This is a genomic window from Vibrio iocasae (assembly GCF_042245395.1).
Taxonomy (GTDB): Bacteria; Pseudomonadota; Gammaproteobacteria; order Enterobacterales; family Vibrionaceae; genus Vibrio; species Vibrio iocasae.
This window is the reverse complement of the sequence record NZ_CP145310.1, coordinates 1,543,241-1,560,502: the sequence shown is the minus strand read 5'-3', so window position 1 is coordinate 1,560,502 and position 17,262 is coordinate 1,543,241. Positions and strand designations below refer to the sequence as shown.

12 protein-coding genes are annotated in these 17,262 nt (G+C 42.9%); 3 read left to right on the top strand and 9 right to left on the bottom strand.

The window, feature by feature from the left end:
- Entirely contained in the window at nucleotides 1–840 is an 840-nt protein-coding gene (locus tag SNR28_RS06935) for a MalM family protein (RefSeq protein ID WP_375748482.1), read from the top strand.
- 84 nt (nucleotides 841–924) lie between these two features.
- Nucleotides 925–2,961, top strand: a complete 2,037-nt coding sequence (locus tag SNR28_RS06930) for an alpha-amylase family glycosyl hydrolase (RefSeq protein WP_375748481.1) — start codon at nucleotides 925–927, stop codon at nucleotides 2,959–2,961.
- A 138-nt stretch (nucleotides 2,962–3,099) separates the two neighbouring features.
- On the opposite strand, the gene SNR28_RS06925 is transcribed toward SNR28_RS06930, so the two are convergent.
- Entirely contained in the window at nucleotides 3,100–5,871 is a 2,772-nt protein-coding gene (locus SNR28_RS06925) for an amylo-alpha-1,6-glucosidase (RefSeq protein ID WP_375748480.1), read from the bottom strand.
- 611 nt (nucleotides 5,872–6,482) lie between these two features.
- On the opposite strand from SNR28_RS06925, the gene SNR28_RS06920 reads away from it, so the two are divergent.
- The gene (locus SNR28_RS06920) at nucleotides 6,483–7,622 is read left to right on the top strand and encodes a tetratricopeptide repeat protein (RefSeq protein WP_375748479.1); all 1,140 of its coding nucleotides are present in this window, start codon (nucleotides 6,483–6,485) and stop codon (nucleotides 7,620–7,622) included.
- 90 nt (nucleotides 7,623–7,712) lie between these two features.
- On the opposite strand, the gene sstT is transcribed toward SNR28_RS06920, so the two are convergent.
- The 8 genes from sstT to malT all read right to left on the bottom strand — a co-directional run bounded on the left by sstT (nucleotide 7,713) and on the right by malT (nucleotide 16,887).
- A complete protein-coding gene (gene sstT, locus SNR28_RS06915) occupies nucleotides 7,713–8,933 on the bottom strand; it encodes a serine/threonine transporter SstT (RefSeq protein WP_375748478.1) in 1,221 nt (406 codons plus the stop codon).
- 220 nt (nucleotides 8,934–9,153) lie between these two features.
- Nucleotides 9,154–10,197 (bottom strand): ribosome small subunit-dependent GTPase A, encoded by a 1,044-nt coding sequence (gene rsgA, locus SNR28_RS06910; RefSeq protein WP_375748477.1) that lies wholly within the window; start codon nucleotides 10,195–10,197, stop codon nucleotides 9,154–9,156.
- A 275-nt stretch (nucleotides 10,198–10,472) separates the two neighbouring features.
- Nucleotides 10,473–10,916: a copper chaperone PCu(A)C gene (locus SNR28_RS06905; protein WP_375748476.1), complete on the bottom strand. Its 444-nt coding sequence runs from the start codon at nucleotides 10,914–10,916 to the stop codon at nucleotides 10,473–10,475.
- Between the two features lie 47 nt (nucleotides 10,917–10,963).
- Complete coding sequence (locus SNR28_RS06900; RefSeq protein WP_375748475.1) at nucleotides 10,964–11,572, bottom strand: SCO family protein; 609 nt, start codon at nucleotides 11,570–11,572, stop codon at nucleotides 10,964–10,966.
- A gap of 9 nt (nucleotides 11,573–11,581) precedes the next feature.
- On the bottom strand, nucleotides 11,582–12,007 hold the full coding sequence (locus tag SNR28_RS06895) for a hypothetical protein (RefSeq protein WP_375748474.1): 426 nt from the start codon (nucleotides 12,005–12,007) through the stop codon (nucleotides 11,582–11,584).
- Between the two features lie 78 nt (nucleotides 12,008–12,085).
- Nucleotides 12,086–13,000 (bottom strand): DUF368 domain-containing protein, encoded by a 915-nt coding sequence (locus SNR28_RS06890; protein WP_375748473.1) that lies wholly within the window; start codon nucleotides 12,998–13,000, stop codon nucleotides 12,086–12,088.
- A gap of 480 nt (nucleotides 13,001–13,480) precedes the next feature.
- Complete coding sequence (locus SNR28_RS06885) at nucleotides 13,481–14,164, bottom strand: hypothetical protein (protein WP_375748472.1); 684 nt, start codon at nucleotides 14,162–14,164, stop codon at nucleotides 13,481–13,483.
- Between the two features lie 14 nt (nucleotides 14,165–14,178).
- A complete protein-coding gene (malT, locus tag SNR28_RS06880) occupies nucleotides 14,179–16,887 on the bottom strand; it encodes an HTH-type transcriptional regulator MalT (RefSeq protein ID WP_375748471.1) in 2,709 nt (902 codons plus the stop codon).
- Nucleotides 16,888–17,262: the final 375 nt, after the last annotated feature.

Here is a 17,262-nt window from a genome sequence, read left to right as displayed (position 1 = left end):
ATGACAAATAAAAAAACGATATTCGCCTTTGCACTAGGTGCATTACTGACAGGTTGTGCTTCCGATACTAAGGTATATGAAGAGATCACCCCACCCACAAATCAGGAAGTTTGTTGTACAGATTTTTCTCAGTTCCCATTTGCTCAACTAGATGACCATGAGGACTTAAAGTTCAATATTGATGAAGGCTCGCCTGTTGGCAAGTTTGGCGAAGGTAATAGCCACTTTACTGCCTTTAGGTTTAGTGAACGATCCGCTGATATGCAGGTCATTGTTACCAGTGAGATGATGAGTGACTCGGTTTTTGCCCCACAGATTTTGCTACTTGACGGATCATTCCAATCTGTCGAAAAGATAGATTTAAGCGAGTTTAAGGTACAAGCGTCCGATGCATTTACTAAAACAAGCTATATTAGCAAATTAAAAATTAATGCTTCAAAAACACCATATATTGTTATTTATACTCCCGCGGATCAGTTGGGGAAAAAAGTAACGATAGATCACCCCGCTAAGATACGAGCGAAAGAGTTTGGTGAAGTAATGCCGATGGTAACGGATCCGGTTTATACCTATAAAAGTGAAGGTAAGATTGGCATCGATATTGAGACCTTAAAACTTCGCCCTTTTAAGGCAATACAGCCAGCAAAACCACAAGCTGAAGTCGTTAAGAAAGCAGCGATAAAGCCACAATCAGAGACTACAAAATACTATCTATCAGCAATAGAAAATGCCGTTAATGAAGGCAACATACCTAAAGCGCTAGGACTGTTGGACGAAGCTAAGGCCCTTAACGTTGAAGGGGCTCAAGAAGCGTTCGTGAATGCTGTTAATAATAAATAGATAAATAAACATCTTAAAAAAAGACCTTTATTAGGTCTTTTTTTATATCTGAAAAATAAGAATTGAAACACAAGGATCTGTATTTTGAAAAACATCATAGTGAAATCCATTGTAGCTTTGGCTGTCGCTGGTGCTATACAAGCTTGTTCATCCAGCAATGAGACGCAGACGGCGACGAATCAAAATTCAGCGGAGTTTTACGCTTGCTCTGGTTCATTGGCCCAGGCAAGTAATGAGCTGCGTATCTATCAGATTATGGTTGAGAGCTTTGTTGATGGTGATGACTCCATTGGTCACGGTACTGGTTATGGTACAAGTCATCACAATGGTGATTTGCAAGGTATCATCGACTCTCTGGACTATATTGAATCTCTAGGAGTCAATGCTATCTGGCTTACCCCGATCTTTGAGGCTGAGCCAATTCCAGGGCAAGACCACTGGGCTGACCGATTGGATGCAACTGGTTATTTTTCGACTGACTATTTTAAGGTTGATCCTAGATTTGGTGATTTAGAAAAAGCGAAAGAACTGGTAGAAGAAGCACATAAACGCGGCCTATATGTCTTTCTGGATGGAGTTTTTGGCCACCATAAAAAAGGCCTAATTAAGCCTTCTCCAACGGGTAAGCTGCCTTCTGGTTCGAACAATCCGGTGGACTACCCTGAAAGCCTGGATTTTTATAAAGAAGTCGCGACCTATTGGATCAAAGAGCTAAAGATTGATGGATGGCGTTTGGATCAGGCCTACCAGGTTCCTACTGCAGCATGGACTGAAATAAGAAAAGCCGTAGACGAAACGTCTAAAAGTGTTACTTATACAAATTCCGAGGGGGAGTCGGTCAACCCGCTGGGATATATGGTTGCTGAAATCTGGAACAATGAAAACACCATTGCTGCTAAGGGGTATGGCTCCGAAAAGGCACCAGCATTATGTTCTTCTTTTGACTTTCCGGTTCGCTACAGCGTAGTCGAAACATTAGCCGTGAATGAAAATGGTGTTGGAGAAAAACCAGCGAGCTGGCTGAATGAAACGATGTCTCTGCACAGCCTGTATCCTAATTTTGCACAGCCTAACCTTATGTTGGGTAACCATGATCTGGTCAGGTTCGGTGACTTGTTGCAACGTGGACAGATTGCAAACCCGGAAGATCCTGAGTACTGGTTGAGACACAAGGCTGCTTTTGCTTTTCAGGCCGCATATACCGGCCCTATAACACTGTACTACGGTGACGAAATTGGTGATCAGGTTGATAAATTTGCGGGGAAAACCGATCAGAATACTTGTGCGGTAAGAGGCCTATGTGACGATCATGTTGCTCGTTCCAGCGCAAAGATTGAAGGTTTGAATACTGAACTGAACTCAGAGCAAAAAACATTGAAGGAGTACGTTCAGTCGCTTATGAAATTAAGAGCGGGACATCCAGCTATGTATCAAGGTAAGAGAACGAACATTATCGCAGATGAGTTTATTTATGTTGACCACAAGCAAGATAGTTCGGAGTCCATCTTATTTGTTTTGAACACCGGAACTAAAGGGGCTGAGGCTAAGATCTCTACCGCGGAATCAGGGTCAGCAGGCACACTCATTGATCTATTGACCGGAGAGAAGTTTGTTCCATCAAGTGGTGAGTATCATATTTCATTGGAAGGTTTGCAGAGCCGATTCCTTTCTATTGCAGAGCCTATTGCAACAGGGCCTGTGGTGAAGGGAAGCGCAGTCGCTGCGACGAGTGCAGTTGGCTTTGAAGCACAGTGTGACAATCCTAACTCGACAGAAGCCGGCCCAATTAGTAGACAGCTTTACGTTGTCGGTGACTTCCAAGATTCTCAGTGGAAGCACGTGCCTAAGCGTGAGTATCAATATAAAGGCAATAACGTGTATCAAGCCGTCGTGGATGAAAAACGCGGACGCTATAAGATGCAATATGCGTCGAGTATCTGGAAACCTCAGTTCACAGCGAAAGGGCTCTCCATGAAGTTAGGTGAGAGCAAGCGTCTGGTGTTTGGTGGTTATGGTAAAGATACTGCAGTAATGATCCCTGAAGATGGAAAATATGTGTGGAGCCTGACATTTGATGATGCAGGAAAACCAAAATCTGTAATGGTGTCTAAGTGTCAATAACCTAAATTTTCCCCCGACGTTTATGTCGGGGGAGTATTATCTGAAGAGTCATTTAGATGAATATAGATAAACGCAGACTAACGATTTTTAAATAGTTTGGGCGAAGCGGTTCTGCTTTGCCCAAACTGATGTACCTGCTCAGTCCTTAGCGATGTCCAGCTGCTCATTCAGTCTTTTATTCAGCAAGTAATCCTTTTGTTGCAGTGAGCGGTGAGAAAGAGTCAAATCTGGTTTTGCAAATGACAATCCTTCTAGTATTGGATAGGAATCCAGAGGAAGAACTTGCCACTTCGAACTTGTGGCATTGACAGACCACTGATCTGATTCAATATCAAATGCGACAGAAATGGAGACGTTACCTTCAGATACAAGTTGTAGCTTGGTGTTTTCTCCCATCAGATTTAAATGGATAGTTGTACTAGGCTCCACTCCGGTAACGCGTAATTCATATCTTTCTTTTCGGTGATCTCTTCTCATCTTGAAATCAACGGTTCCATTTTTTCCGCATGTCATCCGAGAGTTGCAGCAATCCCATTGTTTAGGCAACTTGGGCTCAAGTGTAATTAGATTTTTACTCAACTGTGGTTTAAAGCCGATATAGTCTTGTTGAGCATTCCTCGCATATTCTGATACCGACCAGGCTTGGGCATAGGTTCCTGTTTCTATCAGCTTTTCTGGGTTAGCTTGGTAAGCATTTAGGTTTTCACTCATCGTACCGCGATGACCTTGTTCAAGGATTTGTTTAGCCAGGTTTTTAGAAAGCTGATAGCTGAGCTCAGCTTGGTCAAATCTGTTGAGTGCGCTAACGGTAAAACCAGCATTCCACCCCCAAATCGTACCGTTGTGATACGCCGCATCTTTGTGGTATTCATCCCGTCCATCATGATAAGGGTGGAACTCATGGTGGGTTTGTTCCAGAGAACAGATTCCCCACGGGAAGAGAAGTTTGCCAACGCTCTGTTTTACAATAGATTGCGCTGGTTCTCCAGTAACCAGGCTTTGGCTGCGAGGAATGGTCAGCGCCATTAACTGATTTGGTCGAACCGAGTAGTCAGGCTCGTCACCCGGACTCAAATGATCGGCCAGAAGTTGATATTCCTTGTTCCAGAATTTTTTGTTGACGCTGCTTTGTACCTTGTTAAACATCTGAGTGAATGCGGGAATAGAGTCTGTATCTTGCGTAATTTCAGCTAAGCGAAGTGCTACTTGCAAGCTTTCAGCCCACAATGCTTGTATGTCGTTTGCTTTTGGCCCCCTTGGAGACCAGGGGATTTTTCCTTCAATCTTCGCATCCATCCAAGTGTCTGGATGTCGGTGGGTGATAAGACCATCTGAGTCCAGGTAATATTTTTCAACGCCTTGTACAAATCGTTTTACAAACGGGTAGATAGATGCAGCAAAAGTTATATCACCGGAGTAGTCTATGTACTCTAAGGCTTCCCGTATCATCCAGGGTGTACCATCTGTAGTGTTATAGATGATGTTTGTTTTGCTTGTAACTCGGTTTGGTATTCGTCCGTAGTTTACCGACTGCTCGTCTTTCATTTGCATGGAAGCAAAGTTTTCAATGATCTCTTTGGCCTCATCAAAAAGTCCATTAACCAGACTAACTCCAGATAGGGCAATAAAAGTATCTCTTCCCCAGCAGTCCTTAAACCAGGGTAAACCGGCCCAAATGCCTTTGCCAAATTCTTTGCTTACAAAAACTCTGCTGGCAAGACGTGACCACATTACCGCGCGGTTGTATTCTACATCACTGGTCCATAGATAATTGGTGGTAAGAAAGTCGTATGCAGCTTGCTGGTGTTTGATTCGCGCGTCCTCTTTGACCGCGTTAATTGCACTATTTATTGCAGCTTCTTTGCTATGTTCAAAACAGAGGTAAACAGTAAAGTTCTTAGTTTGGGAGTCTGAACTCAGTATTAGGTTCACATTGCTTTTAGACAAGTTCAGTGAACTTACAAATTCGTTATCTGAAGCGTTATTAACCTCTTGGGCACGAAACACCTGATTAGCACTAATGGCGATATACCCAGGGCATCCCTCAGGACACAAAGCAGGATCCACAGCATAAATCAGAACACCTTTTTGGCTCTCTGGTTTACTGAAACTAACAGGAATATTCAGCTCGGGAATCACAGATAGATTTTTGGCTGTGTCGGAACATACTGTAATGCTCGCTAGTCGTTGCCCTTGTATTAGGCATAGTTGTTCAACACAGTCCTCGAATCTGTGCTCAACGCCGAAGGGAAGAAGTCTGGCACTCTTCGCATGTTGCTTGTTATTTTCCTTGTTTTCTAAAAATGAAGCGAAGCTACCTAAATACCACCCTTGATGATGACGATATCTGCCCGATTCTGACATAGTGTGGGTTCTGCCCTCATAATAGCCGTCTGTGTTGTCTCCAAACACAAACGGGAACGAGGACTTGTCTTCTATTGCAAGTTCTTCAAACAACGTATCAGGACTAAACGCATGATCAGCTCGTTGTAAATCTATTGTGCCTATTTGCTCTGGTGTAAGCACCTCGTCGACTAGAGGGCGTGAGAAGCATTCACCAGAATCTGAGCTCTCATTGACTATCGTTAATGTCGGTGGAGTCTTGCCAATATCCAATCTTAGTATAAATCGACCAGTACTAGTCGGCGCAAACACCAGGTCGTTTCCTATTCCTTGGGTCGTTGTTAACCCGATGACATGATCAAGTGAGGCTTGGGTTTCCGCTTCTTTATTTCCAGATAGTGTCCATTTAGAGGTTCCATCGAGATCTGATATTTTGAATCGGTGGGCGTCAGGTGTAAGCACAATTGATGTTTCAAAAACTGACTTATCAGTACTCTTAAATGGTGTATCTAATCCCCATCCGTTGAATGTTCCCTTGAGATACAGTGTCGGAATGACTTTGTTCATGAAATGCTCCAATCTCTTCTATTTGAAAGATAGTAGCCACCTATACTTACCGCGGGAAATAGTTAAATTTGTAGGAGGTATATATAGAATTTATATCATGTTACCCATGCAGCACTAATGTTTTGGACCGCGACTAGCATAGGGGTTTTACTTGCGGCTCAAAGGTGTGATTTTATTAACGTTTTTAATTAGCGTTAGGTGCTGAGGCTGTTAGTTAAGGTATTGAATAATAGTGATTTAAGTTGAGTTGCTTGGTTTTGTGCATTTATTCTAAAAGGTTTTTTGAGAGCTCAACATATAACTACTGGCAATGTTTTTGTGTTTTAATAACTGATACATATGTAATTTAGCCTTGGAAACTTTTCTTTAGTTTATGTGGAATCCCTTTAACCATCAGACAGTTGGTTTCATTCAATTGTAAAAATGTGTTCTTAGAGGAGTGATTAGAGTTAATACCGCATATTTTTGGGTATGCTAACGAAAGTAACCTACCATTACTATTAAGAATCATAGTAAATAGCCGATATATAATTTAGGGTATACTAACAATTTCAATTTCGGAACGTTGAAGAGGGAACCTCTGAAGTGTTGCAGTACGAGAAAAGTAATATATGAACACAATGACTCTCATTCTTGGTGCTACTGGCGTATCGCTCCTGGTCATAATTGGCTGGGTGTCTGCCATTTCTGCGCGTAAGAAGCGATTAGCACAGGAGAGGTTAGAGCGAGAGCGTAATTTCCGTCGAGAAATTGAAAAGCAAAGAGAACAAGAGCGACAAGAGCGTATCTTTAAAGCTGAAACCGGGCATATTCCTACTCAATTGTTTCTTGCAAAAGAAGCTGAGCGTGCCAACCCGAGAGAGGCGTTACACTGGTACGAAAGAGCTGCGATGCAAGAGAACGAAATGGCCATGTATGGTGTCGTTCGTATCTGTGCCAGAGCTAAAGAAGACCCGGTACTTAAGCAAAAATCAAGGTTTTGGGAAGTGGCTATTGAAGCGCATAACGGCTCTCAGAGAGCCAAGCTGGAAATGGGTAAAGCGCTTATTGGTGGAATCGGTGTAGAAACTAACATTGATAAAGGGATCGAGATCATCGAAGGTGTAGCTAATGACGGAAACCCAGAGGCGCAGGTCTATATGGGAGACTGGCACATTGCTGAGTCCAATATGAATCCAAATCCCAAGCTGGCATCAGAGTGGTTTTACCGAGCTGCACAGCAAAACTATATTGATGGACAAATCAGGCTTGGCATCAATTATCGTGATGGCGTTGGTGTCGAGAAGAATCTGAAGCGAGCAACCTATTGGTTCGAGGTTGCAGGGGAAAGAGGAAGCTCGGAAGGTCAGTATTACGCAGGTGACGTATGGATCGGACGTGGTTCAAAAGGCAACGCGGTTGCTTATCTTTGGCTCTACTTGTCAGCACACTTTGGTTATGAAGCCGCAAAGTCTAAGAGAGATGATTTAGGTAATTTATTGGGTGTTGATGCTGTAGTTGGCCTTCAGGGAATGGCGAAACCTTTAGTGAAAAAGCTAACCGAAGGTGCGATTGAAAAACACTCACTTATTTCGGCCCTTAATAAACTTTACAAGAGAGCAAACTATTTTCCTGATCGTGACGGGAATGAGTTTATGTTTACAGAAAAGGGAAGTAAACCAGAGCAGGGTGAAGAGGCTGAGAAAGAGAGTTCAAAAGAAGATGATGAAGTCAGCTTTGACTTCTCAATGTCACCAATGGATAAAAACTGATAAATAAAAACGGGTTCAAATAAAAAAGCTTCAGGTTTTTGCCTGAAGCTTTTTATTTTGTTGTACGAGAGAACGGAACAGTTACGTCAGTTATGCGTTTTTCTGATGTTCAGCTTCACATACTGCTGCAGTGAATACTACGTCGGTAGAGCTGTTCAGTGCAGTTTCTGCTGAGTCCTGAATAACACCAATGATGAAGCCTACACCAACAACCTGCATAGCGATGTCGTTAGAGATACCAAATAGGCTACATGCTAGTGGGATAAGTAGAAGAGAACCACCTGCAACACCAGATGCACCACATGCTGAAACAGCAGCAACAACACTTAGTAGCAGAGCTGTAGCCATATCAACTTCGATACCCATAGTATGAACAGCTGCAAGCGTTAGTACTGTGATAGTGATAGCGGCACCAGCCATGTTAATAGTCGCACCCAGAGGAATAGATACAGAGTAAGTATCTTCGTCCAGCTTCAGCTTCTCACAAAGTGTCATGTTTACAGGGATGTTCGCAGCACTTGAACGTGTGAAGAATGCGGTTACACCACTTTCGCGAAGACACTTAAATACTAGTGGGTAAGGGTTCTGCTTAGTTTTAACGTAAACAATGATTGGGTTTACAACAAGAGCGATGATTAACATTGCGCTAAGCAGTACAGCCAGAAGCTGCGCGTATCCAGCAAGCGCGCTGAAACCTGTTGTTGCGATAGTCGCAGAAACCAGACCAAAGATACCAAAAGGTGCTAGGCGGATGATAAAGCGAACGATCTGAGATACACCGTGGCTTAGATCCTGGAATACTGCTTTTGTTGTGTCTGATGCGTGGTGAAGTGCAATACCTAGACCAACAGCCCAAACAAGAATACCAATGTAGTTAGCTTCTTTCAGAGCGTTGATTGGGTTATCAACCAGTTTGAATAGCAATGTATGAAGTACTTCGCCAATACCTTGAGGAGGAGTAGTACCTTCAGCACCGGCTACCAGAGTCAGCGTAGTTGGGAACATGAAGCTTAGCATTACCGCAGTGAAAGCGGCTGCCAGTGTACCAATCAGATACAGAGTAACGATTGGGCGCATGTGTGTGTGCTGGCCTTTCTTTTGATTTGCGATAGAAGCTGCAACCAGAATGAATACCAAAATGGGTGCTACAGCTTTTAACGCGCCTACAAATAGACTACCAAGTAGTCCGGCATCTTTAGCAGCTTCAGGAGCTACAGTTGCCAGGAAGGCACCAAGGACGATACCGATTAGAATCTGAAGAACCAGATTACCTCCGGCAAATCTTGCGATGAGTGTGTTTTCGTTTTGCATGGGTTTTCCTAATAATATTTTTTATTTATGTTCTGGCTGTAATATTTTCTGCCAGAGAGGATATTTTAGTTGTAGAAGTGAAAGTGTCTACTATTAACGCGATATATAACGCAAAAATTTAGCATATGGTTCATTTATAGAACTAAAAGTTGCTGAATTGTGAATGAATGATAATAAAATGTCAAAAAAAGGGAGCGTATGCTCCCTAAAAATTGTGCTCTCAGTAGCCTTTTTTCCTGAGTCGGTTCTCAGACTGGACTGAACGGTAGAATTTTCCTAGTTTTCTGTTCTTGTCATGAAGCTCTGCTAGTGAAGCATTGTTTCTCTCTTGCTCTCTTAATAGCTTAAAGTAGTTATTAAGACGCCTATCATCAATCTCACCCGATTTTAGTGCGGCTTGTATTGCACATCCCGGTTCGGATTGGTGCTGACAGTCGAAAAAACGGCACTGGGATGTAAGCTCCTCTATATCACTAAAGGTTTCATGAATGCCATCCTCACATCCAGTCAGCTGCAACTCGCGCATTCCGGGAGTATCTATCAATACACCACCGCTTTGCAAAAAGTGAATAGACCTGGAAGTAGTGGTGTGACGCCCCTTACTGTCGTCTTCTCGGATCCCTTGAGTTTTCTGCTCAGTATCTCCGGTCAACGTATTGATAAGCGTAGATTTACCGACGCCTGAAGAGCCAATAAATACAACGGTTTTACCCGGTTTACACCAGTTGTTCAGAACCTTGACACTCTCTGAGTCGAGACCATTGACGGTTTCAACCAACAAGAGTGGATCGATATTAAGTAGAGAAGCTTTTTTCTCCTCGATATCATCACATAGGTCTGATTTTGTAAGTACGATGACAGGCTCGACACCCGCTTCATTGGTTACAGATAAATAACGTTCTATTCGGCTAAGATTAAAGTCCTGATTCAGGGAGCTCACAATAAAAGCAGTATCTATATTGGCTGATATGTATTGCTCGGCCAACTTGGTCCCTGCGGCCTTGCGCTGAAACAGTGAACTTCTCTCTAACAGACGTTCGAAATTGCCCTCATCATCGAGCAATACCCAGTCACCAACCGTCATTTGTGGCAGTGACGTGCGGATAGCTAACGTATATCTGCCTTGTTCAGAGATAAGTTCGTATCCTGACCTGTGGTGCGCATATACTCTGGCGATGATTCTATTTTCGTAGTCTTCTAAAGTAAGTTGTTGCTGAAAAAAAGGTTGCCAACCAAGTTGTGGCAAAGTTAATTCTGAATTCATTTCGTAAACCCCGGACACAATAGTGCCTGTGTTGATCACATAATATTATTTTATAGGGGCAAATTTTGTAACGCCCCGGTCAGAACACCGGGTAATAAGGAAGGAAAGAGGCTGGTTTTAAAAAGGGTTAACCTGTTTTGCTCTTACGCCTTAACCATTACCGGGTGGGTTGTTGTTACAATCATCAATACATCTCCTTAGTTTGGTTTGAACTCTGTAATATTAATCTCTAAAGCAGATAAAATAAAGGCTCCTTTCGGAGCCGTTATCAAAATTTAGTGTTTCATCTTCATTCCCTTCATGACCTTTTTAATCGGTGCAGTAAAGGTTTGGCTTTCACCATTTTTATAGTTGATAGTAACTTCTATGTCATCGCCTTCAACAAAGGCCTTTTGAAGCTCAAACATCATAATATGAAGACTACCGGGTTTAAGGACGGTTTTCCCTTTTGCCGGAATTTTGATTTCAGGAACCTGACGCATCTTCATGACATCACCATCCATAATATGATCGTGTAATTCTACGATTCCTGCCGCTGGAGTAGACGCTGAAACAATCGTTCGATCGTTGTCTCCTTTATTCATTAAAGTCACAAATACAGCACTAGCCGGGGCACCCGGTGGCATCGCACGAGCATATGGGTGATGGACGTCAATATCGGCAGCACTAGCGATACAACTGGCAAAAAGCGTTGTTAGTAAAATTAATGTTTTTTTCATTGTAAGTTCCTTCTTGAGCAATAGTCTTCTTCTACTTTATTTCGTTGTTATTTGTTCAATAGTTTTTGTATTTCAACAGCAATCGGTGTGGGTTCTAGAGTATGAGGTACGCTTGTAATGAGAGAACCATCTGGTTTCAGAAAATAGAAGTAGGAGCTGTGATCGACGACGTATCCAATCGCAGAATCTTCAAGTTCAGTCTTTCTGAATATCACACCAAACTTATCGGCTACAGGTTTAGTGAGTTCCAACGGTGCAGATAGCCCTTCGATGGTTGGGTGGAAATATTGCGCGTATTGGTGAGCTGAAGCTGCATCGTCTCTCTCAGGATCAATAGAAATGAACATTGGACGGAAGTGGCTTAACTGTTCTTCATCGAACTGGTTTAAAGCTCCCGAGAGCATAGCCAGTGAAGTTGGGCAAACGTCCGGGCATCGAGTGTAACCGAAGTAGACTATTCGTGTTCTGTCATCGTCTTTATCGAAAATATGCACTGGTTGGTTATCTTCACCATAAAAAACAGGATCAACCAACATTGCGTCGATCTTAGCCTGAGCTTGCTCGGCCTTAACCTGCTCTTGCATATCCAAATATGCCTTTAATCCGTATCCCAAAACAAAAGCAACAACAATTGCTAAAGACCAGTTTTTACTCATAACTTTTACTCATCGTTCCATTTTTACTGCAGGATAAACGGTACTTTCCCCGTCAGAAATTGTGCCTATCCAGGTCATTTTATCGAATGCACAAACTGGCAATAATAATTGCGCCTGATAATAACCGTTTTCTTGCTGTTTTAGCACGTATTTCGCGACACCCATGTCCATCTCTAACCCTTGTAGTTCAACCATAAGAGATTTCGCTTCAGAATCTGGCCAATGTACGGAGAGAGTGCTTGGAACGAGAGGGCGGGTAACATCGTGCTCTAACAGCATAGATACTTCATTCTGAACACAAGGCTGGGTGGATAGCACGCAGTATTTAGAGAGGTCAACTTGTTCGCTAGACTGTCGAATGGATTCGATGATATCTGGGGCAAAAAACCCGGCCGCGAGGGCCAGGCATAATAAAATAGGTGGAATTATTTTCATTATTTACAACTAGGTGTTACCAATAAGTTGCAATGTTAACATATTATTCAACTTATTATGTGACGACGCTCTAGTCGATTAATCCCGACTTCCAAATTTTTCAAGTGTAAGCACTAAACCTATGGCACAAGCCATCATAACAACCGCTAGTAACACCTGTGATGGTTGAGAAGTAATCGCTTCAAACTCGGATGGCATTAGGTTCTGCTGCAACAGGGGTACCTGTTCACCGTGAGAATTCGTTCGCCATGTCAGGGTTTCTTTCCAAGGCCAGATCTTCGGTAAGGTGCCGATCATCAGCCCGGTTAAGAACATAAGTGTCGAGTCACGATGTTTGTTAAGTAGCCAGGATAGCAGGTGAGAAAAGCTAAGCAGACCGACTACACAACCGACGACAAACAGGAGTAGGACGTCTATTTGCATTGATTTAGCGGCGCCAAGAATAGGTGCATACATACCTATTAGAAGCAGAATAAAGCTGCCAGAAATGCCCGGTAGAATCATTGCGCAGATAGCGATTGCACCAGCGATGACAAGGTTAATGTTCGTCGGATCCATTTCCAGAGGTTTAAGCACTGTTATTGCGTACGCAAAGCCAATACCGATTAGCAGTGCTATACCGCGCAATAAGTCCTTTTTCTCGACCTGTTTGAAGATATGGTAAACAGAGACAAGAATTAACCCAAAGAAAAAGGACCAGATTGGTATCGGATGAGTAACCAGTAACCAGGAAATTAACTTAGCCAAAGTCAGGATACTTATAATGATTCCGGAGAATAGGCTAATAAGAAAAGCACCATTAATATGGTTGAATGCAGCCTTAAAACCTTCGTTCTTTAGTATGCCAATAAGCTTAGGGTTCACTCTTCGGATACTTTCGAGAAGCGTATCATAAATGCCTGTAATAAAAGCAATTGTACCGCCTGAAACTCCAGGAACAACGTCTGCTGCCCCCATTGCTACGCCCTTGAGAAATGTAGAAATATAATTCATTTAATTACTTGTAATGCTTGAGTGGTGGACAGGGATTATACCCATGGTTCTAACCGGTATACTCGCTGTTTTAACATATTCATGTCAAAAAAAGGTGAAGATGCTTAAAAAGTATTCGATAGCGCAAATAAAAGACGCCTATAAAGAGAATTATCTATAGATAAAGATGTCAAATTGCAACTTGGTTCATAGCAATATGCACGAGAATGCAAAATGCAATTGCATTTTGCAAAGAAGATTTTGAGCTAGGCTCAAAATTTACCGGAATGAGGTAAAAAGACGGTAATAAAAGTTGGCATGTAAACTGCATATATAAAAGTGACCCTTACTAAAGCCGAGGGTCACCTAGCCAACTGACGTTGTTAGTGAATATTATTGTTCACACTATCTATAAGCCAATCGCACAGAATTTGCGGTTGGTTTTTTTTTGCTTATTGATTAGATAGTAGACCATGTTTACCGTACGGTGTCAGACTGGTGTCAAAATGCCCACCAAAACGCTTGATAGAAGGTTTCTTTTGCGTTTTTTTCGATCTTGAGTCCATTATTAGAAATTATGCGTTGAAAAGGCCAGGTCATTACTTCTTGTACGGAAGCCCTAAAAAGCGGCATATGATGAATATGCCTTTTGTCGGAGAAAGGGATTTTAAGTTCTCGGTTTATACCATGTAGCCAGGTGGTACATTTTTGCCCCAAAGGAAGATCTGGCTGTACGCAGAGCAACTGATCACTAAGGATAAGGGTTTGGCTTGCTGGATCGCAAAATAACATCTTTGTGGGTTTGTCGATTCCAAGTAGTGCAGTTTGGTAGAGCTCTCCCTTCCATAGCTGAGGTGTTTTTCCAGATAAAGCACCATCAAAATTAAGGTCGGAACGTTTTTGTATTACTGTTGGCGTCGCGTAATAGAGTGCGTCCGGGTAGGCCAGCCACCAATCCGATAAATACACGTGATAAGAAGGAGAGGGGATGATTATCCCCTTTACTATTCCTAGTTGAGAGAGCTCATTTTGCAGAGTGGTTGTGAGCTCGATCGGAGAGTGTATCAACAGAGCATTGTCACTGATTTTAATGATCACCATGCGATGGATGTGTGTTAGCCCCAATTTGGTATAAGGCATATCCACAAACCATAACTTATCTGGTTCCCACTCGTTTATCAGCATACAAGCTCCGGTTGTTAATACCCCATTAAGCTTAGTAGCTTCTCTGCGGTTTCTATGGCCTCTTTACGGTTAGCAATATTCAGCTTTTGATAGAGGTTTCTGATATGCGTTTTGATAGTAGTACCCGCAACATCCAGCTCTTGTGCTATCTGCTCATTACTAAAGCCGGAATAGATGAGTCCTAGTACCTGCCACTCTCTTTGGGTGAGTGGACTGGTTCTTACCAGTTCAGGGATATCCGGATGATTCAATAGCTTATCGATGAACTCTTCATCAAAATGAACAGAACGGCTTCGTTGCTTACTGGAGATATCTTTTACTAACTGTTGAGCACGATGTTTTTCAAGATCACCTAAAGTGGCTTTGTTCATAAGTTTCTGAAGCAAGTGTTCGATCGCACCACCATCGATAAGGAAGTTACCTATCATTCCGGTTTGGTTTGTCATCAACAGAGCTTTCTTCAGGTGTTCAGAAGCGAGTGCTTCATCACCTGTTTTAACTGCCAAAATGGCTTTAACAATTAGGTTGCGATTGGTATCCGTTACCAGCTCAAACTTATCAGCTTCTTCTTGCAGGAAGCGCATGGTCCTTTCTGCAGCTTCATAATCTTCTGTAAAGATTTGGGCTCTGGCAATGTTACGCCATTGGAGCTGAAGGAAATGGTTACTGGCTTCAGCAGGGCGCATTGCTGCGTCTAACCACTGTTTGACTGATGCGATGTCTCCACGAGCTTGCCAGTAAAGTAGTAACGACAGTGAGGCGTTAGCCGTCCAGTCTACATGGTAAGTCGACTGCTGCATCAGGTGTTGTATCTTGTCTACAAATCGTCCTGCGTTGTCTATCTCACCACGGCTAAGCGCAATGCGAGCGAGCATGGCATGGCTAAGTAGCTGTTTGCTAGGATCTAAATCTCCAAGTACATCTATACCCTTATAAGCACACTCTTCTGCTTCGTCCAACCTGTTCCAGCACCACAAGATTTGCGCGCGATTCTGTAGCAGAAATTCATGTAAAGGTAGCTGTTGCAGTTTCTGCTCTTCGATTAACTTGAAGGCCGTATCCTGAACTTCATAGGCTGCCTGAACAAAACCTTGAGCCAACAAGATTTCTGCTTGCTGTATCAGTGCCCACAGGGCCTGATGGAATAGTTGGTATTGACGCGAAAGCTTTTCTGTCTGCTGCATGAGCGGCAGGGCACGATCAAGTTGCCCCATAACATGGTTAACTTCACCCACGATTGAGGTCGCAACGATTCGGCTTCTGTAGATAGTTGGATCGAGTTGAGTCAGAGCCAGTTCTGCTAATTCTAGCGCTTTTTCTGGGTCGTTCTTGTTAATGGCGACCTGAGCCCTAAGCGCATTGGTTTGACCAAGATAACCCGTCGAAAGAGCGATATTTCGCTTGGTAACCTCTTCTTCTGCTTCTTTTAGCAGCGCGTCTACTTCTGTATACCTGTGCTGACTTTGTGCTAACCATGCCCTGAGTAGAGGGATCGTAATATCAGAATATAGCTGATCTTTTGAAAGCTGATTAATGGCATCTTCCATCACACGGAGTTCACCGTGGTTGAACATGCTCCATCCGTACTCGGAGACGATACTGCCAATCAGCTCACCGTCATTTGCCTTTTGAGCATGACGCAAGGCCTGATGAGGTATTTTTAGTTTCAGCCAGGCTTGTGCTGCTGCGTTATGCAGTGACGCTTCCTCATGAGGGATTCTGGTGCTGCGTTCATGAGCTAAGAACTCAGCAAAAAGATGATGGAATCGATACCAGTTGTGTTCACCTTCCAGAGGATAAATAAACAGACCAAATCGGTTCAGCGATTCGAGCATACTTAGCGCATCGTCTCTGTTTGTCAGGGCGCTCACTAGCTTGTCATTAAATGTATCCAGTACTGAACACTGCATCAGGAAGTGACGCGTCTCGTTATCCAGAATGTCAAAAACTTCTTCAACAAGATAATCCCACAAATGAGCATTACTGAACTGCGAAACAGATTCTGCCGACTGAGCAAGTGTCTTTCGTTGGTGCTGTGCCTGAAGGGCAATTAGCTGCAGCGCAGAAGGCCAGCCTTCAACATAGTTTCTCAGGTTGTTAGCCGTTTTATCATCGATACCTTCAGATACTCGCTGATTAAAGAAACGGGTTGTCTCTTCCGTATCGAATGCAAGGAGTTCATTGCCGATCTCGATCATCAGATCTCGTACCCTTAGGTTAGCTGTGCCTAATGGTGGATTGGATCGGCTGGTCACGACCAGTGTCATATTCTCTGGTACATGTTTAAGGAAGTAGCGCATCGTCTCGTGGATTTCGTCTTCATTAATAAGATGATAATCATCGAGAACAACGTAAAATTCATTGGTATAGCTTGCTAACTCAGCGAACAGTTCACCAAACAGAGAATGTAGTGAAGAGTACTGACGTCTTTCAGCAAGCGTCTGGGAGTTCGGGCAACTATCATTAGTCGCCTTGTTAATTGCCTGAATGAAATAGTTAATAAATCGGAAGGTGTCATTATCACCCTCGTCCAGGCTGTACCAACCAACGGCTGGTTTATCTGCTAACCATTGTGCTGCCATGGTGGTTTTGCCATATCCTGCGGGGGATCGGAAAAGAACAAGCTTGTAGAAAGGAGCTTGTTGCAGCAAATCTAGTACGCGAGGTCTTAGGATCGCGTTGTGTAATCGTCCGGGTTTCGTAAGCTTAGATGGAATCCACATACTACTTTTTTCTAATTATTGAATATTCGCTTCTGATAGTACCTATGGAGCTTCATGCTGACTACTGACATGTTACTAATTACATGATCTTTCACACACTTCTTATCATCTACGCCCCTTTAATGTGAGTGTGATCAATTTTTGTATACTATTTTAGTGCTTATCGTACTGGTGCCTGTACATATTAGACATGTTGTATCAAACGAACTGTTTAATATTTAGTACATATCACCGATTTAAAGTGTTGGATGTCGTCTTTATTTCGGGTTGAGTGTAAACAGAGCAGTGAGGTTAATGTGATCAGTACAACACTTTTCAATTGTGGGGATGAAGTTTTTCATTTTCTCACCCTTGTGAAGGCCAGATTACATTGGA